Genomic DNA, 25,984 nt, shown 5'->3' on the forward strand with positions numbered 1-25,984 from the left:
CGGCTGCGCAGTCCACGAGATTGGGATGAAACCCATGTCAGACACAGCAATCACCGGCTCCCGGGCGCGCGGCGGGCTCAGCATCGCCCGCAAGCTGCCCCTGGTCATCCTCGCCGCTGCCCTTGCCTCAGCCGTCGCCGTCGGCGTCAGCAGCTATTTCATCGCAGCCAATGCCCTGCGGGCGGAAGCGGAGCAGAAGCTGACGGCGCTGCGCGAGGTGCGCACCGCCGCGCTGGCTGACTATCTCAGTTCGATCCAGCAGGATCTGCGGATCGTGTCCGGCAACGAGACGGTGCGGCGTGCGCTGCGCGACTTCACCGCCGCCTGGCGCCAGCTCGGGCCGGAGGCCGAAAGCGAACTGCAGCGGCTCTACATCACCGACAACCCGAACCCCACCGGCCAGAAAGAGAACCTTGACCGGGCGTCGGACAGTTCCCTCTACAGCGCCCATCACGGCCGCTATCACCCCTGGCTGCGCAGCTTCCTGCGCGAGCGCGGCTATTACGACATCTTCCTGTTCGATACCGAAGGCAACCTGATCTACTCGGTTTTCAAGGAACTCGACTACGCCACCAACCTGAACACCGGCGCGTACAAAGATAGCGATCTGGGCAACGCCTTCCGCGCCGCAGCGCAGAACCCGACTGCGGACTCTCAGACGTTTTTCGACTTCAAACCCTATGCGCCGAGTCATGGCGCGCCCGCCAGCTTCATCTCGACCCCTATGCTGGACGACAACGGCCGGCTGGAAGGCGTGCTCGTTTTCCAGATGCCGATCGACAACCTGAACAGGGTGATGCTGAACACCGCCGGCCTGGGAGAGACGGGAGAGTCCTTCATCGTCGGCGAGGACATGCTGATGCGCAGCACCTCGCGGTTCAGCGAAGAGTCGACGATCCTGGTGCAGCGCGTCGACAACGACGCCGTCGCCAAGGCCTTGAGCGGTGAAGCCGGCGTCATGAAGACCGAAAGCTACCGCGGTCACCGGGCCAGCATCGCTTACGGGCCGCTCGATTTCATGGGCACGCGCTGGGCCCTGATCGCCGAGGCCCGGTCCAGCGAAATCTTCGCCGCCGTCGCGGCCCTGCGTAACACCGCCCTGATCGTCACCTTCGTGGCGCTGGCCCTCGTCTCGGCCCTGGGCTACCTGATCTCGCTCTCGATCGTCCGTCCGCTCTCGGCCATGACCGAAGCCATGCGCAGCCTGGCCGGCGGCAACAAGGACGTCGCGGTGCCGGCCACCGGGCGGCGCGATGAGCTGGGCGCCATGGCGGCGGCCGTGCAGGTCTTCAAGGAACAGGGCGCCGCGGCGGAAAAGATGGCCGGTGAACAGGCTGCGCGCGACAAGCGCACGGCCCAGGAGAAGCGCGCGGCCACCTTGAAGATGGCCGACGACCTGGAGGCCAACATCAAGTCCGTCGTCGACACCGTCTCCTCCGCCGCGGCGCAGCTGCAGGACACCGCGTCCAGCATGAGCCAGTCGGCGCAGACCACCGACAGCCAGGCCAATGAGGTCTCGGCCGCCGCCGAAGAGGCCTCCGCCAGCGTCCAGACCGTCTCCTCCGCCTCCGAAGAGCTCTCAAGTTCGATCCAGGAAATCAGCCGCCAGGTCTCGCAGTCGACCGACATCTCCAAGGAGGCCGTCGCGCGGGCCGAAGAGTCCGCGCAAACGGTGCAGAGCCTCTCCGAAGGGGCCCGGAAGATCGGCGACGTGATCTCCTTGATCAACGACATCGCCGAGCAGACGAACCTGCTGGCCCTGAACGCGACCATCGAGGCGGCGCGCGCCGGCGAAGCCGGCAAGGGTTTCGCCGTCGTCGCCAACGAGGTGAAGTCGCTGGCCAACCAGACCGCCAAGGCAACCGAGGAAATCTCCGCCCAGATCAGCGGTATGCAGACGGTCACGGGAGATACGGTCAAGGCCATCGAAGGGCTGCGTCAGGCGATCAACCGCATCAGCGAAGTGAGCTCGGGAATCGCCTCGGCCGTGGAGCAGCAGAACGCGGCCACCATGGAGATTTCGCGCAACGTCCAGCAGGCCGCGCAGGGCACACAGCGCGTCACCGCCAACATCCGCAGCGTCAGCCAGACCGCCGCCGAGACCGGCCAGTCGGCCGGCCAGGTCACCAGCGCCACAGAGGAACTCTCGGGCCAGGCCGACCAGCTGCGCCGGTCGGTCGAAAGCGTCCTCGCTTCGCTGCGCGCGTCCTAGAACGGATCGCGTTTGGACGGGATCGCCTGCGGCGATTCCGTCAAACCCTGACCTGCCAAACCCTGACCTGCCAAACCCTGACCTGCCAAACCCCGATCTGTTCTACGCGGCTTTGACGGCCTGCCGCCGGCTCTGCTCGGCTTCCAGTTCATAGAAGAGGTCGGTGGGCGGGATCTGCAGGATGTGCCGGATATCCGCCCGGCTCATCCAGACCGTCCAGGTCTCCAGCGGACGCTGCCGGCCCGAGACCGCCCAATAGAGACTGCCGGGCTCGGTATGCATGTAGCCTTCCCGGGCGGCCAGCCCCTTGCAGGCAGCCAGCGGAAACATGAACCCGAAGACATAGTCGGGCGCCCATTTCAACAGCGCCTTCACCAAAGCCAGGCGTGCCAGCACCGCCGTGAAGCCTGCGCCGCGAAAGCCGCCGGGCCCGCCCTTCAGCCAGAGTTCGCCGTGGTAGCAGACCTTTCCTGCGATCATCCGCGAACCGGGGGCGCCGCGGTAGTGGGAGCGGGAGAAATCGATGGCATAACCTGCCGGCGTGAAATCGCGGAAGCGCTCGTCCAGATAGCCCGACAGGGTCCGTCCGCCCAGGTCGACCATGCGCATGGCCTGGGTATGAACCACCTCACCTGTCTTGCTGCGCCCCAGAATCCAGAAGCCCGACGCTTCGTCGATCTCGCTCACGTCCGGATCGAACCGCGGTGCCAGCCCCTGCCTTTCGGGCTGGTCCTTCAGGGCCTCCCGCAAGGCTGTGAAATCCGAACCGATCTCTAGAGTGAGCCCCTGGTCCTTCACCAACTCTTTGATGGCCGTCACGAAACGGCTACCGGAAAGAACTTCCTGCGTGGTCACAATCCGCTCCTGTGTTATGGTGCAACACAGGGAGCATAAGCTCGAGGTGTGTGATTATTCTTGAGCTTCGATTGAATTTGGCTCGAATGCCATCAACAGATCCTGCGGCATGGCCCGTATCCGCTCCTCCCCGACGCCGTCGATTGCAAGGTTGTAGGTCCGGTCCACCAGCAACGCCAGGGCGAATTCGCCGTCCGGAAAGGTAAAGCCCAGCAGCAGGCGCTGGAAGCTCACCGGCACGCAGGGCCCGTCCCGCTCTCTCGGCATTTCCGTGTGAATGTGATCGAGCCGCACGGACTGCCCCTCGAAGACGCTCTGATAGGCCTGGGAAATGAACCGGGCATAGCCGGCACCCGCAGGCATTTCCTGCACGGTGCAGCCGACATTGCTCTTGGCCCAGGCCCATCCGAACCAGGAGGCATAGGATGACTTGTCGCCGATCTCGACACAGATCCACCCCTGACCGTAACGACGGTAGACGACGAGGTAGGGGCGGATCACCGCCAGTTCAGGGGATTCGATCGTCGCCTTGGAATTCGCCCAGCAGCGCAGCCCGGTCTGCAGCAGCGGCGACTGATCGACCCAGAGGCGGCTGATGCGGTGCTGTTGGGCAAAGAGCACCGGTCCGTCTTCGCCGGCGTCGCGCACCAGCGGCAGGCCGTCTGAGTCGGAAATGCCGCCGATCAGCCAGGCCTCGCCCCGCGCCAGGATGGACTCGGCCTCCTTGAGCGAGCGCAATCCCGCCTCGGTGAGGCAGTATTGCCGGTTCCTCATCTCGAAGAGCTTCTCGCCCCTGATCTCCTCCAGCGTGCCGATATGGCGCCTGACCGTTTGCCGGGTGCTGCCCAGCATCTCAACGGCCTGGGACAGGTTGCGGGTGTGAGCCAGCGCGGTGTAGGACCGCAGCATTTCAAACAGGATTGTCCGGCTGGACTGTACCGACGGATGCACGACAGCTTCCCTGCGAATATGTTTGTCTGCGCCCCCACCCCCCATCTCAGAATGGCTAAAGCACCGGGGGCGCTGTTTTTGAAGATCGCAACTTTGGATGGTAGTCGGCCTTGCCGGAGGCTGCAACAGTCACGGCGCAGCGACGGGCCACTTTTCCCGGATTTCGGGCACGTAGCGGCAGATTCCCGGGGCTCTCAGCCGGCGCAGAAGGGCCACGGATAGGTCGAACATGCTCGCGCATGCAGCAGGCCTTCGACCGCGCCGAGCGGCGGGGCAGCCGCGATCCGGAACGAAACGGATCGGCGCCGATGCGCTTCAGGCGTTCGAACCGCCGCGCGCCTCCGGAGGCTCCTCCGCCATCAGATACTGCCGGAGCGCTGCCGCAGCAAATTCCAGACCTTCCTGGTCGATGCCATGGCCAAGGCCCGGGCGCGCCAGCGTATGCACGGGCACCGCGTTAACTTTCAGGGCGCTTTCCGCCCCTGCCATGGCGGCGAAGGGCACCACCGGATCCGCATCGCCGTGGGCGAGGATCACCGGCGGGCGGCTCACCACCTCTTCCGCCAGCAGCTCGGGCCTGACGAGCGCCCCGGAGAAGCCGACCACCAAGGCGCAGGGCCTGGCCCGCCGCAAAGCCACGTGAAGCGCCATCATGGTGCCCTGGGAAAAGCCGATCAGCGCCAACTGCCGGTCCTGCAGGCCGTGGCGGGCCAGCTCGGCATCGAGAAAGGCATTCAGGATCGGCGCGGCGGCCACGGCCCCCGCATGCATGGCGGCGGGCGAGAAGTCCTGCAGGCTGAACCACTGGCGCCCCATCGGCGCCATGTCGCAGGGAAAAGGCGCGTGCGGCGACACGAAGGCCGTGCCGGGGAGCAAAGGAGAGAGCAGCGGCGCCAGGGAAATCAGATCGTTGCCGTCCGCCCCCAGGCCGTGCAGAAAGACAACGAGGCGCGAGACCGGCACGCCCTCAGCGGGCCCGTGACGCGGGCCGTCGATGCTTTGAATGTCCACGGGTTCAGGGTCTCCTGTCTTCAGCCCTAGTCGGATCAGGTGGGCGGATCAGGCGGTCCGCTTCACGCCACGGCCGAGGGCGACCCCCGGGTGGCGATAGAGATGCCACAAGAAGCGCGCTGCCGCGCTGCGGAAAGGACGCCATGGCTCGCCGAGAGTCAACATCGCCTTACGGTCGGGCCGCGCCTCCAAAGCCTTCAGGTGCTGGACGGCGACACAGAGCGCCAGATCGTCCACCGGCCAGACATCGGGCCGCCCGAGGGCGAAAAGCAGATAGATCTCCGCCGTCCAGGGCCCGATCCCCTTCACGCGGGTCAGGGCCGCAATCGCCGCCGCATCCTCCATCCCGGCCAGGCCGTCGATATCCAGGCGGCCGCTGACGATCTCCTCGGCCAGCAGGCGTCCGTAGCGCATCTTGGGGCGGCTGAAGCCGATCGCCTTCAGGTCGTCCTCGTCGAGCCGCAGGAAACCTGCCGCCGTCAGCGGGGCGACCCGTTCCTCCAGCCGCCCGACGATGGCCCGGGCCGACTGCACCGAGACCTGCTGGCCCGCGATCATGCGGATCAGACCGGCAAAGCCGGGCTCGCTGCTGCGCTCGGGCGGCAAGCCGCAGCGCCGGTAGGCCGCAGCCATGTCGGGGTCTTGCTGCGCCAGGGCTTCCATCGCCGGGCGCAGCCGCTCGTCGGGCATTGCTTCAGGGATCATGACTGGACTTTAGCCGCTTGAAGGCTTAGGGCCAATCGCATGACGCCTTCCGAGGTTTCCTCTTCAGCGCCGCCCGGCGAGACCACCCGCTTCGCGCCCTCGCCCAGCGGCTACCTGCACCTGGGGCACGCCTATGCTGCGGTTTTCGCGGCACGTGCCGCCGAGGGCGCTTCCGGGAACGCCTATAGGGACGCCTATGAGGGCGGGGGCGGCCGGTTTCTGCTGCGCATCGAGGACATCGACGGTGGGCGGGCAAGGCCGGAGTACGAGGCAGCGATCCTGGAAGACCTGGCCTGGCTCGGGCTCCGCTGGGAACAGCCGCTGCGGCGCCAGTCGGACTGTGCCGCCGACTACGCCGCCGCGCTGCAGCGCCTGCAGGCGCGGGAACTGCTCTATCCCTGTTTCTGCACGCGCAAGGAAATCGCCGCCGAGATCGCCCGCGCCGGGTCCGCCCCCCATGGCCCCCCTGGCCCAGGGGAAGCCATCTACCCCGGCATCTGCCGCGGGCTCACAAACGCCGAGCGCCAGCAGCGCATCGGCGCCGGGGAGCGCTATGCCCTACGCCTGGATGTATTCCGCGCGCTCGCAGAGGCCGAGGCGGAGGCGGGCGGCCCCCTCACCTGGCACGACCGCGACCGCGGGCAGCAGGTCTGCGACCCCCGTCCCCAGGGCGACGTGGTGCTCGCCCGCAAGGACGCCGCCGCCAGCTATCATCTGGCCGTGGTGGTCGATGATGCGGCCCAGGACGTGACCCTGGTGACGCGGGGCGCGGACCTCTTCGAAGCGAGCCACGTGCACCGCCTGCTGCAGGCGCTGCTCGGCCTGCCCGTGCCGGACTACCATCACCACGGCCTAGTCGCCGACAATGAGGGCAGGCGCCTCGCCAAACGCCACGACGGACTGTCGATCCGCGAGCTGCGCGAGAGCGGCCGGAGCGCCGGCGACGTCATCGCCCTGGCCGAGAAGGCCCTTCTGCAAACCAGTGCCAAGAGCCGGAAAGACCCATGATGGACGAGAGACCAGACAACGCCGACGAGGCCGGCGCGGGTGAGAAGCAGTCCTTCGCCGACTTCTTTGCCGAAGCGATCGCCCCCGGCCTGCCGGCCATGGAGGAAGCGCGCAAGGAGCGGCTGCGCGCCACCTATGTGCGCGCCGTAGGGCTCGCCTTCGTCATCGCCCTGATCACGGGGATCGCGGTGGCCTGGAGCGGCGAGGTCATCCTGGGTTTCCCGGTCGTCTTCGTCGGCCTCCTGCTGGGCTACCTCTGGATCAGGATTCCCGGTCGCCGTCATCGCGAGGCCGTGCGCAGCCTGGTGGTGGAGCCGCTGCGCCGCTATCTCGGCGGGCTGGAGTACCACCGCAAGCCCGGGGACCGCTTCGATCTCGGGCGGTTTCAGCGCAGCGGGATCGTCGCCGGCTTCGACAAGGCGAAGCTGGAAGACCTGCTGATCGGCCGTTACCGCGATACCGACTACCGGGTCGTCGAGGCGCGGCTGCGGCGTCGCCGGAAGAGAGGATCGAAAGAGCGCCTGCGGATGACCTTTGCCGGCCTGCTCTGCGAGGTCTCGGTTCCGCGCGCCTTTTCCTGCACCGTGATACTGCTCGAGGACAAGGGCGCCCTGGGCAACTGGGCCATCGATCTGCTGCGCAGCAGGCTTACCAACCTCTCGCCGGTGCCCCTCGACCATACGGACTTCGAAGCCCGCTATCAGGTCTACAGCGACGACCCGGAGGAAGCGCGGGGGCTGCTGCAGCCGGCCTTCCTGGACTCGCTCCTGGCCATCGCCGACGCCGCCGGGCAAGGCGCCCTCAACTGCGCCTTCATCGACAGCCGTTTCCTCATCGCCATTCCCCAGCGCCGCAACCTTTTCGAGATCGGTCGCCTGCACCGCTCGCTGGAGCATGCCGAGGAGGACGTGCGCCGCATGGCCGCGGAGTTCACCCTGCCGCAACGGCTGATCGATACCCTGCACGGCGAGCGCCCGCGCCTGACCCTCTGAACCGACGCCGACCGTTCGACGACCGCCGTCAAACGCGGTGGCTTCAGGCCGTACTCAGCGCCGCCAGCTGGGTCGCGGCGTCCTGCAGCACAGGCACATGGGCGCGGGCCTGCTCGAGGCTCATGCGGACCACCGGGGCGTGCACTGCCAGGGTGGCGAAGAGGCGCCCCTCGGAATCCGTAACCGGCACGGCCACCGCGACCATGCCGTCGAGAAACTCCTCATTGTCGGTGCCGATGCCGGTCTCGCGGATCTCCTCGAGGGCCTCCCGCAGCCTCTGCGCATCGGTGATCGTGTTCGCGGTGCGCCGCTCCAGGGACAAGCTGGCCAGCAGCGGCTTGCGGGCTGCCGGACTGAGGCTGCTGAGAAACAGCTTGCCGCTGGCCGTGCAGTGCAGCGGAACCCGCGTGCCGGTGGGAAGCTGCAGGCGCAAAGGCCACTCCGACTCGACACGGTCGAGATAGATCATCTCACTGCCGTCGGGCACGGTCAGATTGCAGGTCTCGCCGATGCGCCTCGCCGCCGATGCCAGGATGGCGTGGCGGGCGGCCGCATGGCTCGAACCGCCCAGCAGCGTATGCGCCAGCGCCAGAAGACGCGGACCCGCGACGAGGCCACGTCCGCCCATTTCACGCCTCAGGAATCCATCGGCCTCCAGCATCGCGCAGATGCGATAGGCCGTGGCTTTCGGAAGGCCGGACTGTTCGGTGATCTCCTGCACCGAGGCGGGGCCGTCCTGGCGGGCGATCAGTTCGAGCACCTGCAGGACCCGTGCCGAGCGTGTCTTCGCCGCCGTCGCCTTGGGTCTTTCCTTCAGATCCTGCATCGCATCCGCCTTGCCGCCGTCCCTACTGCACCTGGAACACGCCGGCACCCTTGTGCACGAGAAGCGCGGTCGAAAGATCGGGAATGAAGGCGATAAACAGCCAGGCGATCATCAGCGCGAGAAGATAGGGGAGAGTATAGCGCAACAATCGGAAATAGGGGATGCCGGTAATGCCGCTGGCGACATAGAGGTTCAGGCCATAAGGCGGCGTGATGAAGCCGATGGCGTCCCCGACCAGGAAGATCACCGCGAAGTGAATCGGGTCGACGCCGATACTGGCGGCGATGGGGGCGAGAATGGGCGCCAGAATGATGGTGTTGGGCAGACTCTCCAAGACCGTGCCCGCCAGCAGCACGATGAACATGCAGGCCAGCAGGATCGCGTAGTAGCCGCCGAGCGCGCCCAGAGCATCGGTGACGAAGGCCTTGGCGCCGAGCAGCGAGAGGATCTGCTGCATCACTACGGAAACCGCGATCAGCGGCGCCAGCAGGCCGGTGATCTGGCCGGAACGCATGATGATCGAAGGCAGCTCTCTGAGGCTGAAGCCGGGAATGATGAGGCGTTCCAGGACGCCGGCATGGTCGGGCAGGGCGCCGCTGTCATCCGCCTCGGGCCCGTGAAAGCGCCGCGAGAAGGGGCGCATGATAAGCCCGGCGAAAAGGCAGAAGCCGGCCGTCACCCCCGCCGCTTCGGTGGGCGAAAAGGCGCCGGCATAGATGCCCCAGATCACCAGCAGGATGGCGAAGAAGCCGAGCCAGGCCCCCAGCGCGGTCTTGATGATGCGCCCGAGGCGAAGCTGGATCAGATGGCCCCAGCCGTTGCGCTGACAGACGTACCAGCAGGCCAGCTGCATCGAGACCACCATCAGCAGGCCGGGCAGCAGACCGCCGATGAAGAGGTCGCTGATGGAGAGGTTCATCAGGAAGCCGTAGACGATGAAGATGATGCTGGGCGGGATGATGATACCGACCGTGCCGCCAGCCGCCGCCGTGGCGGCGGCGAAGTTGGGGTCGTAGCCGCCCTTGGTCATCTCCGGATGCATGATGGAACCGATGGTCGCCGTGGTCGCCGAGTTGGAGCCGGAGATCGCGGCGAAGAGTCCGCAGGCGCCGAGCGAAGCCATGGCGAGGCCGCCGCGCAGCCAGCCGAGAATCGAATAGGCGAAGTCGGAGAGCCGCTTGGCGATGCCCGCCGACTTGATGAGATCGCCGGTCATGATGAACAGCGGCAGCGCCAGCAGGCCGAAGAAGTTCAAGCCCTCGTAGAGCGTGACGCCGATGTTGGCGAGGGTGAAGTCGATCACCAGGCTGACGCCGACCACCCAGAAGCCGATGACCAGGAAGATCGGCACCCCCAGCACGAAGAGCACGGTGACGCCGAGGGAGATGAGAATGATCCAGAGCGTATCCACCGGCTTAGTCCCCGAAGATGTTGGTTTTGATCTGCAGGGGCTCGCCGCTGAGGTAGGCGCGGAGATCATGGGCGAAGTTCTGCAGCACCCGGATCACCAGCACCGCCCAGGCAAAGGGTGTCGCCAGGTAGAACCACCACTGCATGACGTTGTCGGTGCCCTGAACGATGGCGAAGTTGTCGTAGGACAGCCAGACCTGCTCGGTCGAATAGACGATGACGATGACGGAAAAGATGATCCAGAGGGCGCCGTCCAGGCAGAGACAGGCGAACTGCCCGCCGCGCGAGAGCCGGTGACGCAGTTCGTCAAAGCGCAGATGGGCGCGGATCTTCACGTTGTAGGCGCAGCCGACCCAGACGATCCAGAGAAAGAGATAGATCGGGACCGTGGTGCTCCAGGCGACCTGCTCGTTGAAGACGAAGCGGCGAATCACCTCGACGAAGATGATCCCCGCCATCGCCACGTAGCAAACAAGGATGATGATCTTTTCGACGTTCTCGTCGATCCAGCGAAGTGCAGCCATGGCCGCCATGCCCCCAGGTTCCAAGTCCCCAACCGGGCAGGCCGCAGCACGGCATCCCCCCGCGACAGCCCCCCGCTGCCGCCTGCCTGATCAGGAGTCTAGCACAAGCAAAGAGCGAAACGGCGGGGAGGATGACCTTGGCCGGCTCCTCCCCGCAGCAGGTTTCGCGATCAGCCCTTCCACCAGCGCCGCGGTTCGACGTTCTCGGCGAGGGTGTCCTTGGGAATCTCGCGGGCGATGTCGTAGATGAACTTGTAGGTGTCCATCCCCTCGGCCCAGCCGTTGAGACGGTCGCGCCACTGTTCCCACTCCGCCGGGTGGAATTCCGGCGAGCACATCTCCTCGGCCTCGCGCTTCGCCGCCTCGTCGAGCATGGAAACGCGGGTGCCATTCTGGGCGAAGATCGTCCCGGGCATCTGCGGATCGGAGTAACCGACGGTGTTGACCAGGGCCGCCTCGTTGGCCGCCTGGACGTGAACCTGGGTCAGATAGGCCGACTCCATGACCGCGTCCTGCAGCTCGCCGCCGAGGCTGTCGAAGACCTTGGTGCTCATCGCCGTGTGCTCGGTACCGCAGAAGAATTCCAGGTTGATCACCTGGGAGACCACGGGCGACATGTTGGCGTAGGCCACCGCGGAGGCCCAGGTCTCGGCGCCGTCGATCAGACCCTGCTTCAGGCCGTCCAGGGTCTCCTCCCAGGCGATCGGCGTCGGGTTGAGGTTCATCAGGTTCATGGCGATGCGGCCGAGCTGGGTGCCGGTCACGCGGTTCTTGGTGCCGGCCAGCTCGGTGACGCTGGTCACCAGCGGCTTGTCCTGCCACTTCAGACCGAGCTGGATACCGCGCAGCTCCGCGTGGCTGAACAGGAATTCCACGTTGTGGCGCCTGCGCATCGGCTCGCGCAGCACCTTCACGCTGCCCGGATGGTAGAGGAAGTAGTACTGCGCCGCCCGGCTCGGGAACATGTAGGCGTAGTCGAGCACGTTCAGATAGGGCGCGCCGCCGGCCGAGTTCTGCGTGGAAGCGGCGTACATGTCGATGATGCCCTGCTGCGTCTTCTTCACGCAGTTGAGCTGGCCGCAGATCTGGTTGTTGCCGATGAACTCGATACGGATGGCGCCGTCGGTGCGCTCTTCGATGTCGTTCACGAACTGCAGGCAACCGGCCCGCTCGATCAGAAGGTTGCGCTCGTTGAAGCCGGCCGCACCGAACTTCAGGGTGAACTTCGGTTCGGTCTTGAACCGCTTTTCATAGGTCGAGTTGGCGGCCTCGGCCAGGCGGGTGGTCGTGACGAACCCGGTCAGGGAACCGGCCGCCAAGAGGGTCGACGTGATGCCGTACTGCTTTGTCAGGCGCAGCAAATCGCGGCGCGATACGTGTTTCAGTTTATCGCTAAGCATGGTTCCTCCCATTCCCCGAGGGCTTGGCCCTGGGCCGCAGTTTGGTAGCGGAGTTTCTCATTTAACGAGACTTATAGTCTCATTATTGCGATTGCATGTGCGGAAGGCAAGCGATATGTAATATTCGTACCCCAATGAGCATCGCCGGGTACGAAAGTTATTGTGTCAAATGGGAGCAACCAGCCGGTGAAGCCGGGAAACCACTCGGAGCGGCAGCAGGCAAAGGCGGATGCCCGCGCCGAGGGCGCGCTCCTGGCACACGACCCGGCGGCTTATGACTACATCATCGTCGGCGCCGGCTCCGCCGGTTGCGTGCTGGCCAACCGGCTCTCGGCGGACCCGGACAAGCGGGTGCTTCTGCTGGAGGCCGGCGGGCGCGACTGGAACCCCTGGATCCATGTTCCGGTCGGCTACTTCAAAACCATGCACAACCCGAACACCGACTGGTGTTACCGCACCGAAGCGGACGAGGGGCTGAACGGGCGCAGTCTGGACTGGCCGCGCGGCAAGGTGCTGGGCGGCTCCTCCTCCATCAACGGCCTGCTCTACGTGCGCGGCCAGAAGGAGGACTACGACCACTGGCGCCAGCTCGGTAACGCCGGCTGGTCCTATGACGACGTGCTGCCTTACTTCAAACGCTCCGAGGATCAGGAGCGCGGCGCCGACGACTATCACGGCGCCGGCGGCCCCCTGGCGGTCTCCAACATGCGCATCCGCCGCGAGCTCTGCGACCGTTTCATCGAGGCCGCCGTCGAGCTGGGCATTCCGGCCAGCGACGACTTCAACGGCGCCGAGCAGGAAGGCGCCGGCTACTTCCAGCTCACCGCGCGCAACGGGCGGCGCTGCAGCACGGCAGTGGGCTACCTTCACCCGGTGCGCCACCGCGCCAACCTGGAGGTCGTCACCCATGCCCAGGTGGAGCGGCTGGTCTTCGACGGACGGCGCGCCGCGGCCGTCGCCTACCGCCGCAAGGGTGAGGCTTTCCAGGCAAGCTGCCGCGGCGAGATCGTGCTCGCCGCCGGGGCCATCGGTTCACCGCAGATCCTCATGCTCTCCGGCATCGGGCCCGGCGGCCATCTGCAGGATTTCTCGATTCCCCTGGTCCACGACCTGCCGGGCGTCGGCGGAAACCTGCAGGACCATCTGCAGGTGCGTATGGTCTTCCAGACCAAACGGCCAATCACCATGAACGACCAGGTGCGCAACCCGGCGAAAAAGGCGCTGATGGGCCTGGAGTACCTGCTGAAGCGCAGCGGGCCGCTGACCATGGGAGCCAGCCAGGTCTGCGTCTTTGCGCGCAGCTCCGAGGAAGCGGCGACGCCGGACATCCAGTTCCATCTGCAGCCCCTGAGCGCCGACAAACCGGGCGAAGGCCTGCACAAGTTTTCCGCCTTCACCTCCTCCACCTGCCAGCTGCGCCCGGAGAGCAAAGGCCGCATCGCCCTGCGCAGCCCCGACGCGGCAGAGCACCCGGCCATCCATCCCAACTATCTGAACACAGCCAAGGACCAGGCGGTGACGGTTGCAGGGATGAAGATGTCACGGCGCTTTGCGGCCACAAAGGTACTGGCACCGCTGATCGAGAAGGAACTGCTGCCGGGACCGGAGGTCGTCAGTGACGAGGACCTTCTGGAGGCCGCGCGCAACATCAGCCAGACCATCTATCACCCGGTGGGCACCTGCAAGATGGGCCGCGACCCTGGGGCCGTGGTCGACGAGCGGCTCGCGGTCCATGGGCTTCAGGGCCTGCGGGTGGTCGATGCCTCGATCATGCCGGCGATCGTCTCCGGCAACACCAACGCGCCCACCATCATGATCGCCGAGAAGGCCAGCGACATGATCCTCGCCGACTCGCGCGGCTGATCCCCCCAAAGGGCCCAGCCCGGGCTTGCCCCGCGGCTGTCCGGTTTGACTTTTCACCACTTGCCGAAATCGCTTGCCCACTGCGGTTTCGAGGACCTCATCGAAGTCCGGGACTTCGGGAAGGGAGACCGAAAATGCAGAGACGGAGGGCTTTCAGCGGAACGGGTGTCACCCTCACCCCATCCCTCCCCCATCCAAGGGCGAGGGGGAACCTCTTGCGGTGGCCGAGAATGCGTCCCCTCCCCCCTTGATGGGGGGAGGTCGGGAGGGGGGTGAGCCGCAAGCTCGATATCTGATTGATTACCCCGCCGGCACAACGAGGCGGTTAGCCGTAGCTCAAGCCAGCGGGCGACAGCGGATGGGCAGCGAAGGCCGCTACTCCGAAAGGCGGCCGGCCAGGCCCTCGACAATGGCCTGGTATTCGGGCTCGCTGTCCGGCGACAGCACCCCATGGCGGACGGCGAAGTGGAGGATCACGAGCGCGACATTGAACTTGAAGTCGGTGGTGTCGCGCAGGCGCTCCAATACGCGGGCCACGGGCCAGCGCTCAAAGGACTCGACCTCGCCGTCGGTGTTCTCGGGCCGGAAGTCGGAGGGCAGTTCCAGATCGAAACAGAACGCCACGTCGTTGCGCAGCCCTTCGGGCCTGGTGCAGCGATAGCGCACCGCGCCGACCGGAACCGCCGTGGCGGCGAGCTCGGCGGGGATGCCCGCCTCCTCCGCGCACTCCTTGATGACGTTCTCCGTCAGGCCCAGGCCGTAGGGTTGGCCGCCGGCGGTGATGTGATCGAGCTTGCCGGGCGCGGTCTGCTTTGTGCGGGCGCGCTTGCCGATCCACATCTCCAGGCCTTCGGGTCCGCGCAGAAACCCGTTCACGTGGACGCCGTAGGCCGGCAGGCCGAAGCGCGGCACCGCCGCCCGCTCCATGCGAAACAGCGGCGGCCTGCCCCAGGCAAGGGCAACGGGATAGTCCTCCCCCCGCCAGTTGGGAAAGGCGCCCTCGGCGCGCAGCGCTGCCGTCACCTCAGCCAAAGCGGCGCTGCGGGCATCGAAACTGTCCAGCGCCGGCACCAGCGCCAGGTGGCCGGCAGCGGCCGTGAAGACCTCCGGGAACGCCGTCAGACGCTCGCGGAAAGCAGGGTCCACCGCGCCCAGCGCAACGCCATCCACCAGAAACGGCAGATAGTCGGCGGGGTTCCAGCGGTGGCAGGCACGAATGCGGTCGAGGTAGCTCACGGTACGGCCAGGGTGCTCATGACCTGAACCTAGCATCGGCGTTGCTGGAGACCATGCCCTTTGCGAGGCCGCGTCCTTTGGACACACGTCTGAAAGGGCGGCCCGGCCGTCCAACAGCATGCGCTAAAGAGTTTGCAGGGCAAGCGTCGCAACGCCACATGCACGGGGAAACAGGGGACGCGCCCGCAATGACGGTTCGATTTGCATAAGCGACATCGGACTCGTTCCGAGCAGCACAATCGATTGTTCTGGTGATCGCTCTGGCGGTTATCCTGGGCGCAAAACAGGAGACACGAAGCTTACGATGGTCGAAACGTCCACCCTCGAGCCCGCCGGCAACCAGACCAGCGCCTACACCCGCCGGGCCCAGATCTTTCCCACCCTCAATCAGGAACAGATCGACCGCGCCCTGCCCTTCGGCATCCGCGAGTCCCTGGCCAAGGGCACGGTGCTGTTTTCCCGCGGCGACCGCAGCGTCGACTGCTTCATCATCCTCAAAGGCTGCATCGAGATCATCGATCCGCTGAGCGACGGCGAAGCGGTGATCACCGTCCACGGGACCCACAACTTCACCGGCGAACTGGACCTCTTCAACGGCCGCAAGATCCTGGTCGGCGGGCGCATGGGGGAGGACGGCGAGGTGCTGCGCCTCAACCGCACGGCTCTGCGCCGCTTGCTGACGGCGGAGCCGGACATCGGCGAGATCATCACCCGCGCCCTCATCCTGCGGCGCGTCGGGCTGATCCAGGAAACCCAGGGCGGCGCCACCGTCGTCGGCCACCGGCGCGAGCGCGATACTCTGCGCATCGCCCGCTTTCTACGCCGCAACGGCTATCCGCACCGGGTGCTGGATGTGGACGAGGATGGCGAGGCCCAGGCCCTGCTGAAGGAGCACGGCTGCGACCCCGGACAGTTGCCCATGGTGTTCAGTGCCGGCGAAGACAGGCAGCACAATCCCTCGAACCTGGACCTCTCCAAACGCCTGGGTCTGTTTGAGGAACCGGACGGCACCAACCCCTGCGACGTCGTGGTGGTCGGTGCCGGACCCTCGGGCCTGGCCGCGGCGGTCTATGCCGCCTCGGAGGGATTGAACACCCTGGTGCTGGAGGGCGAGGCGCCGGGCGGACAGGCCGGCACCAGCTCCAAGATCGAGAACTTCCTCGGTTTCCCCACCGGCATTTCCGGACAGGCCCTGGCCGCGCGGGCGCAGGTGCAGGCGCAGAAGTTCGGCGCAGTCATCTCCCTGCCGCGCCGGGTCGTGTCCCTCGACTGCAGCGAACGGCCCTACAGCCTGCGTATGGAGGACGGCGGCACCTTCCGCTGCTGGAGCGTGGTGGTCGCCTCCGGCGCCACCTATCGCCGCCTCGACCTGGACAACCTCGCCGACTACGAGGGCGCGGGCGTCCACTATGCCGCTACGGCGCTGGAGGCCGATCTCTGCCGGGATGAAGAGGTGGTCGTGGTCGGCGGCGGAAACTCGGCGGGACAGGCAGCGGTCTTCCTGTCACGCTACGCCGCCCATGTGCATATGCTGATCCGCAGCGACAGCCTGGCGGCCAGCATGTCGGATTATCTGGTCGGGCGCATCGATGCCTCCCCGCGCATCACCCTCCACCGCAACACCCAGATCACCAGGCTGGAGGGCGCGCGCTATCTGGAGCGGGTGACCTGGCGCAACACCCTTGACGGCAGCGAGGAGACACACAGAGTCTCCAACCTCTTCCTGATGATCGGCGCCAGCCCCAACACGGACTGGCTGCAAAGCTGCGTGCGTCTGGACGACAAGGGCTTTGTCTGCACCGGTCCGGACACCGGCGGCGACTGGCCACTGGAGCGCGAGCCCAATATCCTGGAGACCAGCCAGCCGGGCGTCTTCGCCGTCGGCGATGCGCGCGCCGGATCGGTGAAGCGCGTCGCCTCGGCAGTCGGCGAAGGGTCGATCTCGGTCCAGTTCCTGCACCGCGTGCTGCCGGAACTGACCCCGGATTGACGGGACACCCGCTTATGAGAACGAGCAGAGGAGGAGCGAGCAGATGGATCTGAGTGACTTGCCGAAAATCGGCGAACCGGGCAGCGCCGCGCCCTTCCAACTGGAGCGCTTGAAGGGATGGGGGCTGGAAGACCTGGCCTCCGCCTGCACCACGCGCGAGCAGGCATTGCTGGCCCATCACTGTGCACTTTACGTGCGCATGGTCTGGCAGGACCTCTTCGGCGAAACGAGCGAGCCGCCGGTCGCGGCCCTGCGTCACTGCGTCGGCGAACTGATCGGCCGGCCGGGCATGCTGGAGCGGGCCGACCGGGGCGCCCATCTGGAAACCGGCGTCGACTACCGCGCCAGTGCCGCCGACGAAGACCCGGCACTCTACCAGGCCGTCGCTGAAGCGCTGAAGAGCCACAAACCGGGTTAGCCGACGCCGGGCCTTCAGCGCGGCCCCAACCATTTAGTCGACGGGGCGCCGCCGGGACATTAGAGATGGTCCGGCCATGAAACTGCGTTCCCTCACCCTGCTGCTGCTCGCCGAACTGGCCGCCATGTCGCTGTGGTTCGTCTCCGCCGCCGTGCTGCCGGACATGCTGCGCGAGGCGGCGGTCTCGCCCTTCCGCCAGGCGGCGCTGTCGAGCGGCGTACAGGGCGGCTTCGTCGTCGGCTCCCTGATCTCCGCCATCCTCAACATTCCCGACCGCTACGACCCGCGCCGGGTGCTCGCCGCCTCGGCCATCGCAGCCGGCGGAGTGAACGCCCTGCTGTTGGTGGTGGCGCCCGGCAGCCTGACCGCCATCGCCGCACGCTTTGCCACCGGCGCCCTGCTGGCCGGGGTCTATCCTGTGGGCATGAAGATCGCCGTCGGCTGGGGCGAGCGCGACCGCGGCTTCCTGGTCGGCGCGCTGGTGGGGGCCCTGGCGCTGGGCTCGGCCTCGCCTTACCTCATCGCCTTCGGCGGCGGCGCCGACTGGCGCCTGACCGTCGCCGCCGCCTCCCTCGCGTCACTCTTCGCCGGGCTCCTCAGCCTGGGTGTCGGCCTCGGCCCCTACCACCGCACGGCCCAGCGCTTCGATCCGAGCGTCATCGTCACCGCCTGGACCAACCGCCGGGTCCGCCTGGCTTACGCCGGCTACCTCGGCCATATGTGGGAGCTCTACGCCATGTGGGCCTGGGTCGCCGCGGCGACCGCGGTGTCTTACGGCGCCACCCTGCCGGCCGACGATGCCGAGCAACTCGCCAAGCTCACCGCCTTCCTCGCCATCGGCGCCGGTGCCATCGCCTGCGTCCCCGCCGGCTTCGCCGCCGACCGCATCGGCAAGGCGCGGGTCGCCATGCTGGCCATGATCGTCAGCGGCGCGGCGGCCATCGGCACGGCGGCGACCTTCGGCGGCCCGGTCTGGCTGACCTTCGCCATCGTCATCGTCTGGGGCATCAGCATCATTCCGGATTCCGCACAGTTCTCCGCCCTGGTTGCCGATGCGGCACCTCCGGCCCAGGCCGGCAGCCTGATGACCTTCCAGACCGCGCTCGGCTTCGCCCTCACCTTCGTCACCGTGCAGGTGACGCCGGTGCTGGCGGAGACCTTCGGCTGGTCCACCGTGCTCTTCGGCCTCGCCCTCGGCCCCGCCTTCGGCATCGCCGCCATGGCCAGGCTGCAGGCCATGCGCTGACAACGGCGTTCAGTCCTGGCCCGTGAACATGGCATCGAAGCGGCGCTGGATCTCTTCCGGTTCGAGGGTCTCGATGGAATGACCGATCAGCCAGTCGTAGCCGAAGGGATCGCGCACGGTGCCGGAGCGTTCGCCGTAGAAGTGATCCTGCGGCGGACGCAGCAGTTGCGCGCCTGCCGCCACGGCGCGCTCGATCAAGGCGTCGGCATCATCCACATGGAGGTGGATGACGAAGGAGATCGGACCATCATCGTGCTCCTGGGCATGGATGCCGAACTCCGGATAGGCGTCAGACAGCATCAGGGTCGTCCCCCCGAGCAGAAGCTGCGCATGGCCGACGCGCCCGTCCCGGTCGGAGAGGCGGAACTTCTCGGTCGCGCCAAAGACGGTCTTGTAGAATTCGATCGCCTCCCCCGCCGACTTCGGGCGCAGGTAAGCGAAGAGTTCGTGGATCGCCATGATGACGTCCCTCCCATTTTCGGACCTTGGTCGTCAGGCTTGAGTGTCCATCAACGCCGTCTCGGCGTCTTGAAGGTTTTTGACCCTGATGCCGATCTGCCGTCAGAGCGCGACATGGCGGGCGAAGGGCGGCGCCAGACGGCGATAGCCGCCGGGCGTCAGACCGGAGAAGTGACGGAACTCGCGGGCGAAGTGGGCCTGGTCGGCATAGCCCTGCCAGGCCGCCAGATCCGCCAGGGATGACGCCGCCGCCGAGTTGGCGCCCTCTGCCAGGGGCCCCAGGGCACGCCCGAAGCGCAGCAGCCTGGCATAGGTCTTCGGCTTCAACCCGACGGCTTCCGCAAAGCGCTTGGTAAAGGCCCGATGGCTGTACCCGCTCGCCGCCGCAACGGCGCCGACCGGCGCCCCGGCGTCAAACCCGGCCAGCGCCTGGGCGATCAGCGGATCGAGTCCCGTAACCTTCGGCAGCCGCGCAACGAGGGCGGCTTCGAAGATGGCGAGCCGCTGCGCCGCCGATCCGGCCTCCCACAGCGCCGCGCGCAGGGCGGCCACCGGCGCCGCGCCCCAGACATCCTCCAGCGGCAGGTGCCGGCCTACGAAGGTGCCGGCGGACGCGCCGATCAGAAGCCCGGCCGCGCCCGGCCGCAGCGCAGCCCCGACTGTCGGGACGGGCCGGGAGACGTCTTTCACGTAGGGCGCCAGGCGGGGGCCGCCGATCACCGCCGTACTCACGGTGTATCCTTCGAGGTCGTCACGATGGCGGAAGATCCGCAGCGGCTGTTCTCCCAGACGAATGACCAGCTGGGTGGACACGGAGGGCAGCACCGCCTCGCGACCGCTGCCGGAGGGCGCGCCGGAAGGATCCGATGCCCAGAGCTGCTGGACGAAGGGCCTCAAAACGTCACGTGGCTGGCGTACAAGTGGCACGGCCACCTCCGGCTGGCAGTCCCGGCACTACATTAGGCGACAGCGGCGGGCTTGAGGAGACTTTCGGCTCGATTTCCCGCAGACAAGAGGCTAAGCACTGGCGGAGGGCGCGCAGTCGCGTTTCTTTCGCCCGACCGTCCTCATCGACCCCCAACGGTGGCATCCTCGTGACAAGCATGGATCTGAACTGGCGTGCGGAAGAAGCCTGCATGAGCGCCTGGCCTTCGCCGCGGCAGATGCTTTTGAGCGGCTGGCTGCTGCGCGCCGCCGGCGGTTCCACCCGGCGGACCAATTCGGTGAACCCTCTGCGCGGCGGCCCGCGCGATCCGGCCGCGATCCTGGCTGCTGCCGAAGCCACCTACGCCGCGCTCGATCAAGCGGCGCTGTTTCGCGTCCCCTCCATCGCGGCAGCGATGGACGGGCCGCTGGCCGCCGGCGGCTACACGGCGGAGGGCGAGACCCTGACCCTCTTCAACGGCCTCTCCGCATGGCCGCAGCCGCAAAGCGCGGCGACGCGCCTGACCGCGGAGGCCGACGGCGACTGGCTGCAGGCCCGCGCAGCCCTGAGCCCCGCCGATACGGCCGACAGCGCGGTCTTCGAAACGATGGTCCGCACCATCATGCTGCCGCGCATCTTCGCCGCCACCCGCCACGAAGGGGCGGTGGTCGCCCTGGCCTATGGCGTAGTGCACGACGGCCTGGCCGTGGTCGAAGCGGTCGTGACCGATTCCCGCTGGCGCCAGCGCGGCTTTGGCCGCCAGACCGTCGGCGCGGTCCTGAACTGGGCTGTAACTGCGGGGGCCGGGGCCGCCTGCCTGCAGGTGGTGGCCGACAATCCCGCGGCCCTTGCGCTTTACCGCTCCCTCGGCTTCACGACGGAGCTCTACCGCTACCACTACCGCCGCAAGTTCCCGACGGTGTGACTGACCCTAGTCTTTGCCCGGCTCGTCACGGCCTTCCAGGAAGGCGCGGGCGCCGGGATGCCACGGCACGCCCAGGTCGTCGGCGCCCTGGCCGGCGGGGACCAGTTCCGTTCCGACCAGGGCGGAGGCCACCAGCCAGGCATGCCGTTCGGGAAACTCGGCCCGGGCGACCAGAAGCCGCTCCTCCAGCGGCAGCAACAGGCGAAGGGCGACGGGCCCGTAGGCGGCAAAGCCGTTGCTGCCGGCCAGCATGGCCGTGGCGTCGTCCGGGCCCAGGGTTGCCACGTCCATCTGCGCCGTCGCCAGCAGGCTGGCCAGGCGCCCGGCGTTGGGCGCACGCGCGACCCGCGACTTCGCCGCCGGAAGGTGTTCGTCCAGCAGCCCCACCACCCGCTTGGCCAGATCGTAGGTCGTGGGATCGGCCCTGTGGCAGCCGATCAGCAGGTGCTTCTTGCGGTAGACCACCCACTGCCCATAGGGCGTGTGGCCGGCCAGCAGCACGGCCGCCGCCGCCCCGGCGGCGGCCCGCAGGCCGAGGCCGAGCGCTTTGCGGCGGGTGCGGCTCGCGATCACTCTTCGAAGACGTCCTCGTTCAGCACGGCGGTGACGACATAGTTCGGCACGTCGACCACCTGCCCGATCCGCAGGTCGACCGCAACGCTGGCCAGGATGTAGGCCTGCTCCGCCGTCAGGCCGTGCTCGCGCTGAATGTAGGCGATCATCTTGATCAGCGCGTCGCGGGCCGCCAACGTCAGGTCCTCGGAAAGGTTGGTGAGGTTGGCGATCTTCTCGCTGTCCAGATAGGTGTGCGGCGGCGGGACCTCGCCCGCGGCCTTCAGCGGCAGGCCGATGGTCTGGTAGAACTTGGAGGGCTCGATGTCCTTGATCTGCGTGCCGCCTTCGACTTCGGGCCCCGTGATGACCGCGCCCTGGCCCTTGCGGATGTCCACCGTCAGCGTCACCACGGCGCCGGTTTCGATCGCCGTGCCGGACACCTCGCCGTCGCCCTGGGCAAAGTGCACATCGCCGACGAAGAGCCCGCAGCCATCGACGAAGCAGGGCAGCAGCAGGGTGGTGCCGACCTGCATCTGCTGCACGTCCATGTTGCCGCCGTTCTCGCGCGGCGGAACGGTGCGCAGGCACTGATCGCGCGCCGGGCCTTCGGGTCCGCAGACTGCCGAGGGCAGAGCCCCGATGGGCTGCGGCGGCAGGGCGACGCCGCCGGCCTCGGCGAGCAGCCTTTCGCGCTCCAGCCAGGTCTCGACCTCCGGCTGGCCGGGCATCACGCCGACCGATCCCATGAAGGCCTCGTAGGGCACCTTGATGCCGGGCATCTGGTCGGAGACGGCGTGGGTGCGGCTCAGTTTCCAGTTCACCAGATAGGGCTCGGTGTAGATGTCGCGCAGGAAGCCGAAGCCGGGCACGATGACGGTGTAGCCGTATTCGTCCGGTTCGATGTCGACCAGGGTGACGGCGATCACGTCGCCGCGCTCGGCGCCCTCGATGTGCACCGGTCCGGTCATGGGATGGACGAGATTGAGGTCCAGCGCGGCCAGATCGTCGGCATTGGAGTCGAGCGTGAGATCGGAATCCAGCGCATCGCGCGTGTGGTAGATGATCATGTCACCGGGGTTGGCGCGGACCACCGCGGGGATGTCCGGGTGGTAGCGGTTGAAGCAGTTCGGGTCGTCGACGCAGTGCGCGCCCTGCTTGTCGACCACCACCCGGTTTTGCCACTTGACGTCGGTGGTGTCGGCCACCGCGTCCCCAACGGCGCCCCCCACAGCTCCGATGAGTGCAACCGCACAGACTACGAACAGAGTTCTCATGATCCGCCTCCTGTCATGCCGGCTTTTTCTTGGTTCTTCGCGCCGGCGCATTGCAGCGGGATGTCCCAGCCAGATCCCCGCCGAACAAACAGGATAGCAGGGCCGCCTTTAGACCGGAAGTTTGGCGACCGGAAGGTAGGGCGGTCCGGTCATAGGCCTACGCCCGTTACGGCGCAAGGTGGACGACCAGGTCGACGCCCTCCTCCGCGCCCGGGGCCTGGAACGGGCGGGTGAAGTGGTCGTAGTCCGCTTCGCAGGGCGAGAAGGCATGCCCGCCGTCCGCATTTCGCTGCCGCAGGCGCGCCTTGCAGAGGTCGTCGGGCAGGTCGAGAAAATGCAGACGGTGCGCCTGCGGGCGGCGGGGCCGCCGTCATCAGCCCGGCGCGCTAACGCGCGCCCACAGACTGCTGACCCACGTGCTTTTGCGAGGTCAGTACCGTGTCCACCTCGAAAACCTGGCGCAGGCAGCGCGCGATGTAGTCGCCGGTCTGCACGTCCAGGCCGTCGACCTGGATGTCGATGGCAAGGTCGCGGCCCTTCGGCCCCGTCACGTCGCTGTGCCAGCGGGTCGGCACCAGGCCGCGCTTGGCGAAGAGCTCCAGGACCCGGGGCATCACCCCCGGCTCCGCCGCGGCCAGGATGGAAAAGCAATAGACCGGCGCCGCAGAGGGCGCCTTAGGGGGCGCCCCAGAGGGCGTCTGAGTACTGAGGTCAGAACGGGAAGCAGCGGGCCGCAGGGCGGCCGGCGCGTAAACGGAATGCATGGAAGCGGACATTGTCTGTCCCCTGAAACGGTGATCGCGAAACGTCGAAACGGCTTGTCCCGGCTACCCTCTGGGTGCCGGGTCCGTAATTCGAATGGCGATGCCGTTCAGGCGGAAACTGTCCATAACGCCCCGATGAGACGGGATCGGGGCGCAAATGTCAACCGGGGCAAGCGGGGTGCATGGGCAGTCTACGCCCTTCCCACCCCGCGTTAACCCTGATTATCCCCGCAGATCTAGGGCTCGATGGCCTCGACCTCGATGATCAGGTCCACCTCGTCGCCGACGGCCGGAGCATAAGCAGCCATGCCAAAGTCGGTGCGCTTCAGGCTGCCGCGGGCGGAGAAACCCACCGTCTCCTTGCCCTGATAGATCGGGTGTGGCGACTTCAAGTTGAAGGTGACGTCCAGGGTAACCGGCCTGGTCACCCCTAGCAGGGTCAGATCGCCGGTCAAGGTGCCGGTGTTGTCGCCGGTCTTGGCGATCCCGGTGCTGGTGAAGGTGATGGTCGGGAACTGCTCGACGTTGAAGAACTCGGCGCTGCGCAGGTGCTCGTCGCGCTTGGTGTGGTTTGTGTCGAGGCTGGCGGCCTGCATCACGATCTCCACCGCGGAGTTCTCGACCGCGGCTTCATCGAAGGTGATGCTGCCCTGCACGTCGCCGATGCGGCCAACGGTGGCGGAGTAACCAAGGTGGTCGACCAGGAAGATCACATCGGCATGAGCGGAATCGAGGGTGTAGGTCTGGGCGGCCTGGGCGCCCTGGATGGAGGTGAACCCAAGCGGCAGCGCCAGAAGTGCGGCGGCAAAGGCGAGGCCGAAGCGGCGGATTTTCAGGATCGTCAAGAGCGGCATGAGGGTTCTCCCGTGGTGTCGTCGTGAAGGTTGGCAAGAGCGGCACTAGGGCCCAAAGCTATGACCCGGCCCGGCTGGCCGCGATGTCGATGCGGATGACCACCGCCTCCCCCACCACCGAGGTGTCGGCCCAGAGGCCCTGGCCGACGCCGTAGTCCAGACGGCTGACCTCCAGTTCGCCGCTGGCCCGGGCGCGCCGAACGCCGGCTTCTTCGGTAATGGTGAGGGTGAACGGCAGCACCACCGGCAGGGTGACATCGCGCATGGTGAGATTGCCCGCCGCCTCGAAGCGGTCGCCGCCGAGCGCGGTGAAGCCTTCGGCCATGAAGCGCGCCTCGGGCCACTGGGCCACATCGAAGAGCGCGGCGGAGCGGATGGTGTCGTCGCGGTCCTTGCTTTCGCTGTTGACGCTGGCGATGTCGATGACAACGGCGACCCGGCTGGCGGCCAGGTTGTCGGGGTCGAAGGCGATCTCCGCGGTGAAGGCCTCGAAGGCGCCTTCCACGGGCGCGCCGGACTGGGTGGCGACGAAGCCGACGCGGCTGTCCTCCCCGACTGTCCAGAGCGGGACATCGTTGGCCACCGCTGCAGCGCTCCAGAGCGCGCAGGCTGCGGCCAGGGCGGGTGCAAGGGCCGGCAGGACCCGCCTCATCGCCCGGCACCCGGCCCGGCGCCCGGACCGGCGCTCGGCCCGGCGCTCGGCCCGGCAAGCGGCAGCATGCGGGTCAGCACGTCGTCCTTCACCACGAAGTGGTGGCGCAGGGCGGCCAGGATGTGGATGGCCAGCAGCGCCAGGATCACCCGGGCCAGCAGGTGGTGGGCGCTTTCCAGCACCTGCTTCACCTCCTCGCTGGGGCCGATCAGCGCGGGCAGGGTGAAGAGGCCGAAGACCACCACCGGAAAGTTGGCCGCCGCCGAATGCAGAATGCCGATGAGCGGCTGGGCCAGCAGCACGACATAGAGCGCGACATGGCTGGCATGGGCGGCGCGGCGCTCCCAGCCCGCCATGCCTTCCGGCAGGCTCGGCGGCGGCGAGTACCAGCGCCAGGCCAGCCGCAGCACCGCCAGCGCCAGGATGGTCACGCCCACCGACTTGTGCAGGTTGATGATCTGCACCTTCTCCGGCGAGAGCGTCATACCGTCCTGGATCCAGGCCAGCGCGAAGATCGCAATGAAGAGGGCCACCGTCACCCAGTGCAGGATCTGCGCAACGGCCCCGTAGCGATCGGCGCTGTTGGTCATCCGCATTGTCCGGCGCATCGTCCATAAATCCCAGTTGGCCAGGCGGCGCAGGCAGAGAGGCCGCCGGGCGGAGCCAGCCTAGGGCCGGCGCCCGGACGGCGCTGAATCAAATATGTTTGAACGCCCGCCGCCTTGACAGTGGCGTCCCGGAAAATATACGGCTCACCACCCCGATCCGTTCCCGGTCGGTGTTGAGGTCCGGGCGCCGCTCGCCAGTCAGACGCATGCCCCTGCCTTGCCACAGTCCCCTGTCACCCTCGGACTTGATCCGAGGGTCCACCGGGCCGTTCGCTGGAGCCTCTGTCGGAGAGGTTTGGACTGCCTCCACAATGGATGCTC

At 67.2% G+C, this 25,984-nt stretch carries 25 protein-coding genes; 8 read left to right on the forward strand and 17 right to left on the reverse strand.

Going from position 1 to position 25,984, the window contains the following annotated elements:
• Positions 1–34: 34 nt before the first annotated feature.
• Positions 35–2,212: a methyl-accepting chemotaxis protein gene (locus ACO06P_RS11300; protein WP_420345347.1), complete on the forward strand. Its 2,178-nt coding sequence runs from the start codon at positions 35–37 to the stop codon at positions 2,210–2,212.
• A gap of 102 nt (positions 2,213–2,314) precedes the next feature.
• Here ACO06P_RS11300 and ACO06P_RS11305 read toward each other — a convergent pair whose 3' ends face one another.
• From ACO06P_RS11305 to ACO06P_RS11320, 4 genes are all read right to left on the reverse strand, one after another.
• A complete protein-coding gene (locus ACO06P_RS11305) occupies positions 2,315–3,067 on the reverse strand; it encodes a hypothetical protein (protein WP_420345348.1) in 753 nt (250 codons plus the stop codon).
• Between the two features lie 54 nt (positions 3,068–3,121).
• A complete protein-coding gene (locus ACO06P_RS11310) occupies positions 3,122–4,018 on the reverse strand; it encodes a helix-turn-helix domain-containing protein (RefSeq protein ID WP_420345349.1) in 897 nt (298 codons plus the stop codon).
• A gap of 315 nt (positions 4,019–4,333) precedes the next feature.
• Positions 4,334–5,029, reverse strand: a complete 696-nt coding sequence (locus ACO06P_RS11315) for an alpha/beta hydrolase (protein ID WP_420345350.1) — start codon at positions 5,027–5,029, stop codon at positions 4,334–4,336.
• Positions 5,030–5,077: 48 nt separating this feature from the next.
• Entirely contained in the window at positions 5,078–5,734 is a 657-nt protein-coding gene (locus ACO06P_RS11320; protein ID WP_420345351.1) for a DNA-3-methyladenine glycosylase family protein, read from the reverse strand.
• 39 nt (positions 5,735–5,773) lie between these two features.
• On the opposite strand from ACO06P_RS11320, the gene gluQRS reads away from it, so the two are divergent.
• Both gluQRS and ACO06P_RS11330 read left to right on the forward strand, forming a co-directional pair.
• Entirely contained in the window at positions 5,774–6,742 is a 969-nt protein-coding gene (gene gluQRS / locus ACO06P_RS11325; protein WP_420345352.1) for a tRNA glutamyl-Q(34) synthetase GluQRS, read from the forward strand.
• Entirely contained in the window at positions 6,742–7,734 is a 993-nt protein-coding gene (locus ACO06P_RS11330) for a DUF3137 domain-containing protein (RefSeq protein ID WP_420345353.1), read from the forward strand. The genes gluQRS and ACO06P_RS11330 overlap by 1 nt, the downstream gene beginning before the upstream one ends.
• A 43-nt stretch (positions 7,735–7,777) precedes the next feature.
• Here the strand turns inward: ACO06P_RS11330 and ACO06P_RS11335 are convergent, their stop codons facing one another.
• The 4 genes from ACO06P_RS11335 to ACO06P_RS11350 form a co-directional block, all read right to left on the reverse strand.
• Positions 7,778–8,560, reverse strand: coding sequence for an IclR family transcriptional regulator (locus tag ACO06P_RS11335; RefSeq protein ID WP_420345354.1), 783 nt, complete (start codon positions 8,558–8,560; stop codon positions 7,778–7,780).
• Between the two features lie 22 nt (positions 8,561–8,582).
• Positions 8,583–9,971 carry a TRAP transporter large permease gene (locus ACO06P_RS11340; RefSeq protein ID WP_420345355.1) on the reverse strand — a complete coding sequence of 463 codons (1,389 nt, stop codon included), beginning with the start codon at positions 9,969–9,971 and terminating at the stop codon, positions 8,583–8,585.
• Positions 9,972–9,975: 4 nt separating this feature from the next.
• Complete coding sequence (locus tag ACO06P_RS11345) at positions 9,976–10,494, reverse strand: TRAP transporter small permease (protein ID WP_420345356.1); 519 nt, start codon at positions 10,492–10,494, stop codon at positions 9,976–9,978.
• A gap of 170 nt (positions 10,495–10,664) precedes the next feature.
• A complete protein-coding gene (locus ACO06P_RS11350) occupies positions 10,665–11,894 on the reverse strand; it encodes a TRAP transporter substrate-binding protein (protein ID WP_420345357.1) in 1,230 nt (409 codons plus the stop codon).
• A 186-nt stretch (positions 11,895–12,080) separates the two neighbouring features.
• Between ACO06P_RS11350 and ACO06P_RS11355 the strand changes: the two genes are divergently transcribed.
• The gene (locus ACO06P_RS11355) at positions 12,081–13,757 is read left to right on the forward strand and encodes a GMC family oxidoreductase (RefSeq protein ID WP_420345358.1); all 1,677 of its coding nucleotides are present in this window, start codon (positions 12,081–12,083) and stop codon (positions 13,755–13,757) included.
• Between the two features lie 375 nt (positions 13,758–14,132).
• Here ACO06P_RS11355 and ACO06P_RS11360 read toward each other — a convergent pair whose 3' ends face one another.
• Positions 14,133–14,993: a DUF4743 domain-containing protein gene (locus tag ACO06P_RS11360; protein ID WP_420345359.1), complete on the reverse strand. Its 861-nt coding sequence runs from the start codon at positions 14,991–14,993 to the stop codon at positions 14,133–14,135.
• A 304-nt stretch (positions 14,994–15,297) separates the two neighbouring features.
• Between ACO06P_RS11360 and ACO06P_RS11365 the strand changes: the two genes are divergently transcribed.
• From ACO06P_RS11365 to ACO06P_RS11375, 3 genes are all read left to right on the forward strand, one after another.
• Positions 15,298–16,983 carry an FAD-dependent oxidoreductase gene (locus tag ACO06P_RS11365; protein WP_420345360.1) on the forward strand — a complete coding sequence of 562 codons (1,686 nt, stop codon included), beginning with the start codon at positions 15,298–15,300 and terminating at the stop codon, positions 16,981–16,983.
• A 43-nt stretch (positions 16,984–17,026) separates the two neighbouring features.
• Positions 17,027–17,401, forward strand: a complete 375-nt coding sequence (locus ACO06P_RS11370) for a hypothetical protein (RefSeq protein WP_420345361.1) — start codon at positions 17,027–17,029, stop codon at positions 17,399–17,401.
• Positions 17,402–17,477: 76 nt separating this feature from the next.
• Positions 17,478–18,647, forward strand: coding sequence for an MFS transporter (locus ACO06P_RS11375; RefSeq protein ID WP_420345362.1), 1,170 nt, complete (start codon positions 17,478–17,480; stop codon positions 18,645–18,647).
• A gap of 9 nt (positions 18,648–18,656) precedes the next feature.
• Here the strand turns inward: ACO06P_RS11375 and ACO06P_RS11380 are convergent, their stop codons facing one another.
• Positions 18,657–19,106, reverse strand: a complete 450-nt coding sequence (locus ACO06P_RS11380; protein WP_420345363.1) for a VOC family protein — start codon at positions 19,104–19,106, stop codon at positions 18,657–18,659.
• A 102-nt stretch (positions 19,107–19,208) separates the two neighbouring features.
• Positions 19,209–20,033, reverse strand: a complete 825-nt coding sequence (locus ACO06P_RS11385) for a helix-turn-helix domain-containing protein (RefSeq protein WP_420345364.1) — start codon at positions 20,031–20,033, stop codon at positions 19,209–19,211.
• Positions 20,034–20,242: 209 nt separating this feature from the next.
• On the opposite strand from ACO06P_RS11385, the gene ACO06P_RS11390 reads away from it, so the two are divergent.
• The gene (locus tag ACO06P_RS11390; protein ID WP_420345365.1) at positions 20,243–20,956 is read left to right on the forward strand and encodes a GNAT family N-acetyltransferase; all 714 of its coding nucleotides are present in this window, start codon (positions 20,243–20,245) and stop codon (positions 20,954–20,956) included.
• 6 nt (positions 20,957–20,962) lie between these two features.
• Here ACO06P_RS11390 and ACO06P_RS11395 read toward each other — a convergent pair whose 3' ends face one another.
• The 6 genes from ACO06P_RS11395 to ACO06P_RS11420 all read right to left on the reverse strand — a co-directional run bounded on the left by ACO06P_RS11395 (position 20,963) and on the right by ACO06P_RS11420 (position 25,645).
• Positions 20,963–21,529 (reverse strand): hypothetical protein, encoded by a 567-nt coding sequence (locus ACO06P_RS11395; protein ID WP_420345366.1) that lies wholly within the window; start codon positions 21,527–21,529, stop codon positions 20,963–20,965.
• Positions 21,526–22,785 carry an acetamidase/formamidase family protein gene (locus tag ACO06P_RS11400; protein ID WP_420345367.1) on the reverse strand — a complete coding sequence of 420 codons (1,260 nt, stop codon included), beginning with the start codon at positions 22,783–22,785 and terminating at the stop codon, positions 21,526–21,528. The genes ACO06P_RS11395 and ACO06P_RS11400 overlap by 4 nt, the downstream gene beginning before the upstream one ends.
• A 386-nt stretch (positions 22,786–23,171) precedes the next feature.
• Positions 23,172–23,399, reverse strand: coding sequence for a hypothetical protein (locus ACO06P_RS11405; protein ID WP_420345368.1), 228 nt, complete (start codon positions 23,397–23,399; stop codon positions 23,172–23,174).
• Positions 23,400–23,785: 386 nt separating this feature from the next.
• Complete coding sequence (locus ACO06P_RS11410) at positions 23,786–24,403, reverse strand: YceI family protein (RefSeq protein ID WP_420345369.1); 618 nt, start codon at positions 24,401–24,403, stop codon at positions 23,786–23,788.
• Positions 24,404–24,461: 58 nt separating this feature from the next.
• Positions 24,462–25,055: a YceI family protein gene (locus tag ACO06P_RS11415; RefSeq protein WP_420345370.1), complete on the reverse strand. Its 594-nt coding sequence runs from the start codon at positions 25,053–25,055 to the stop codon at positions 24,462–24,464.
• On the reverse strand, positions 25,052–25,645 hold the full coding sequence (locus ACO06P_RS11420; RefSeq protein ID WP_420345371.1) for a cytochrome b: 594 nt from the start codon (positions 25,643–25,645) through the stop codon (positions 25,052–25,054). The genes ACO06P_RS11415 and ACO06P_RS11420 overlap by 4 nt, the downstream gene beginning before the upstream one ends.
• Positions 25,646–25,984: the final 339 nt, after the last annotated feature.

Origin of the sequence: Pelagibius sp. (assembly GCF_965227505.1) — a bacterium.
In the GTDB taxonomy this organism is placed as follows: Bacteria; Pseudomonadota; Alphaproteobacteria; order Kiloniellales; family Kiloniellaceae; genus Pelagibius.

Coding starts and splice junctions, on each gene's coding strand:
- ACO06P_RS11300 (WP_420345347.1), top strand. CDS start 35: ATGTCAGACACAGCAATCACCGGCTCCCGGGCGCGCGGCGGGCTCAGC.
- ACO06P_RS11320 (WP_420345351.1), bottom strand. CDS start 5,734: ATGATCCCTGAAGCAATGCCCGACGAGCGGCTGCGCCCGGCGATGGAA.
- gluQRS (WP_420345352.1), top strand. CDS start 5,774: ATGACGCCTTCCGAGGTTTCCTCTTCAGCGCCGCCCGGCGAGACCACC.
- ACO06P_RS11330 (WP_420345353.1), top strand. CDS start 6,742: ATGGACGAGAGACCAGACAACGCCGACGAGGCCGGCGCGGGTGAGAAG.
- ACO06P_RS11335 (WP_420345354.1), bottom strand. CDS start 8,560: ATGCAGGATCTGAAGGAAAGACCCAAGGCGACGGCGGCGAAGACACGC.
- ACO06P_RS11345 (WP_420345356.1), bottom strand. CDS start 10,494: ATGGCTGCACTTCGCTGGATCGACGAGAACGTCGAAAAGATCATCATC.
- ACO06P_RS11350 (WP_420345357.1), bottom strand. CDS start 11,894: ATGCTTAGCGATAAACTGAAACACGTATCGCGCCGCGATTTGCTGCGC.
- ACO06P_RS11365 (WP_420345360.1), top strand. CDS start 15,298: ATGGTCGAAACGTCCACCCTCGAGCCCGCCGGCAACCAGACCAGCGCC.
- ACO06P_RS11370 (WP_420345361.1), top strand. CDS start 17,027: ATGGATCTGAGTGACTTGCCGAAAATCGGCGAACCGGGCAGCGCCGCG.
- ACO06P_RS11375 (WP_420345362.1), top strand. CDS start 17,478: ATGAAACTGCGTTCCCTCACCCTGCTGCTGCTCGCCGAACTGGCCGCC.
- ACO06P_RS11380 (WP_420345363.1), bottom strand. CDS start 19,106: ATGGCGATCCACGAACTCTTCGCTTACCTGCGCCCGAAGTCGGCGGGG.
- ACO06P_RS11390 (WP_420345365.1), top strand. CDS start 20,243: ATGAGCGCCTGGCCTTCGCCGCGGCAGATGCTTTTGAGCGGCTGGCTG.
- ACO06P_RS11400 (WP_420345367.1), bottom strand. CDS start 22,785: ATGAGAACTCTGTTCGTAGTCTGTGCGGTTGCACTCATCGGAGCTGTG.
- ACO06P_RS11405 (WP_420345368.1), bottom strand. CDS start 23,399: ATGCCCCGGGTCCTGGAGCTCTTCGCCAAGCGCGGCCTGGTGCCGACC.
- ACO06P_RS11410 (WP_420345369.1), bottom strand. CDS start 24,403: ATGCCGCTCTTGACGATCCTGAAAATCCGCCGCTTCGGCCTCGCCTTT.
- ACO06P_RS11415 (WP_420345370.1), bottom strand. CDS start 25,055: ATGAGGCGGGTCCTGCCGGCCCTTGCACCCGCCCTGGCCGCAGCCTGC.
- ACO06P_RS11420 (WP_420345371.1), bottom strand. CDS start 25,645: ATGACCAACAGCGCCGATCGCTACGGGGCCGTTGCGCAGATCCTGCAC.